This is a genomic window from Streptococcus pseudopneumoniae, assembly GCF_038148935.1.
GTDB classification, from domain to species: Bacteria; Bacillota; Bacilli; order Lactobacillales; family Streptococcaceae; genus Streptococcus; species Streptococcus pseudopneumoniae_U.
This window is the reverse complement of the sequence record NZ_JBBJZX010000152.1, coordinates 1-2,213: the sequence shown is the minus strand read 5'-3', so window position 1 is coordinate 2,213 and position 2,213 is coordinate 1. Positions and strand designations below refer to the sequence as shown.

The window sequence follows — 2,213 nt, the reverse complement described above, 5'->3', positions numbered from 1 at the left end:
AACTAGGAAACTAGCCGCAGGCTGCTCAAAACACTGTTTTGAGGTTGCAGATAGGGTTGATGCGGTTTGAAGAGATTTTCGAAGAGTATAAGAAAAAATCAGTCCCCTAAAGGAGTAGATTATGAAGTTATTGTCTATCGCCATCCCTAGCTATAATGCCGCTGCCTATCTTCATTACTGTGTGGAGTCGCTAGTGATTGGTGGTGAGCAAGTTGAGATTTTGATTATCAATGACGGGTCTCAGGACCAGACTCAAGAAGTCGCTGAGCGTTTAGCCAGCAAGTATCCTAGCATCGTTAGAGCCATTTATCAGGAAAATAAAGGCCATGGCGGTGCTGTCAATCGTGGCTTGGCAGAGGCTTCTGGGCGCTATTTTAAAGTAGTTGACAGTGATGACTGGGTGGATCCTCGTGCTTACCTGAAAATTCTTGAAACCTTGCAGGAACTTGAGAGCCAGGGGCAAGAGGTGGATGCCTTTGTGACTAATTTTGTATATGAAAAGGAAGGTCAGTCTCGTAAGAAGAGTATGAGTTACGAGTCAGTCTTGCCTGTCCAGCAGATTTTTGGCTGGGATCAGGTCGGAAATTTCTCCAAAGGCCAGTATATCATGATGCACTCGCTGATTTACCGGACAGATTTGTTGCGAGAGAGCCAGTTCCAACTGCCTGAGCATACCTTTTATGTCGATAATCTCTTTGTCTTTACCCCCCTTCAGCAGGTCAAGACCATGTACTATCTGCCTGTCGATTTCTATCGTTATTTGATTGGGCGTGAGGGCCAGTCTGTCAATGAGCAAGTGATGATTAAGCGCATTGACCAGCAACTTAAAGTCAATCGACTCTTGGTAGACCAGCTTGACTTGTCCCAAGTGAGCCACCCCAAAATGCGAGAATATCTGCTGAATCACATTGAAATCACGACTGTTATTTCCAGTGCCCTGCTCAACCGAGCAGGGACAGCGGAGCATCTGGCAAAAAAACGGGAGCTGTGGACCTATATTCAGCAGGAAAATCCAGAGGTTTTTCAGGCTATCCGTAAGACCATGCTCAGCCGTTTGACCAAACATTCTGTCTTGCCAGCTCGCAAACTGTCCAATGTTGTCTATCAAATCACCAAATCTGTTTATGGATTTAATTGATATAAGTATTTTATAAGAGGGATTTAAGAAAAATTTTAACTTTTTCTTAGTCCTTTTTAATTTTAGGAGATTATACTAGAGTCATCAAATAAAGAAAAACTCTAAGGAGAATCCTATGAAATTCAATCCAAATCAAAGATATACTCGTTGGTCTATTCGCCGTCTTAGTGTCGGTGTTGCCTCAGTTGTTGTGGCTAGTGGCTTCTTTGTCCTAGTTGGTCAGCCAAGTTCTGTACGTGCCGATGGGCTCAATCCGACCCCTGCTCAAGTCTTACCTGAAGGGGAATCGGTAACGAAAGAGAGTGACTTAGCAGAAACTCAGGGAGACACCGTTCTTGCTGGAGCGAAACCTGAGGCCGTTGCTGGAAATACGAACTCACTTTCTACACCTACAGAAAGAACTGAAGTGAGCGAGGAAACAAGCCCTTCTCGTCTGGATACACTTTTTGAAAAAGGTGAAGAAGAACAAGAAAATCCAGAGCTAACAGATGTCTTAAAAGAAGCTGTAGATACAGCTGATGCGGCAGGGACACAAGCAACTCCAGAAGATATTGAAAAAGCTGTCGATGAGGATGTTAAAGACAGTATCGATGTCCCAGCGGGCTACCTAGAACAAGCCAAAGCTTCCGGTCCGTTCTTGGCGGGTGTAAACAAACCGCTTAAATACGAACTTTTCGCAGGCGATGGTATGTTGACTCGTCTCTTGCTCAAGGCATCCGACAAGGCACCATGGTCAGATAACGGTGTCGCTCAAAACGAGAAAATTCCACCAGTGAAAAATTTACCTGATGGTAAGTATTACTATCAAGTATCTTTGAATGGTAACACTGAAGGTAAGAAGGATCAAGATCTATTAGATACACTTCGTACGAATGGTACAAATACCTATGAAGCTACCCTGACTGTCTATGAAGCAGCCGGTGATAAACCAAATTTGAATAAGGTTGTCAAGACACGTAATGTCAATATTACCTTGAACGGTCTTGTAACAAGAAGCGATGTTAACTCTGCAGTTGAAAACAACGTTAAAGATAGTATCGATGTTCCAGCAGCCTACCTAGAACAAGCCAAGGGC

Annotated in this window: 2 protein-coding genes; both read left to right on the top strand. The window is 43.8% G+C overall.

What is annotated here, in order from left to right:
• Positions 1-121 precede the first annotated feature (121 nt).
• On the top strand, positions 122-1,138 hold the full coding sequence (locus WKI42_RS10180) for a glycosyltransferase family 2 protein (RefSeq protein ID WP_196313911.1): 1,017 nt from the start codon (positions 122-124) through the stop codon (positions 1,136-1,138).
• A 115-nt stretch (positions 1,139-1,253) separates the two neighbouring features.
• On the top strand, positions 1,254-2,213 hold a 960-nt coding region (locus WKI42_RS10175), incomplete at its 3' end, for a PavB family fibronectin-binding SSURE repeat adhesin (protein WP_368081862.1).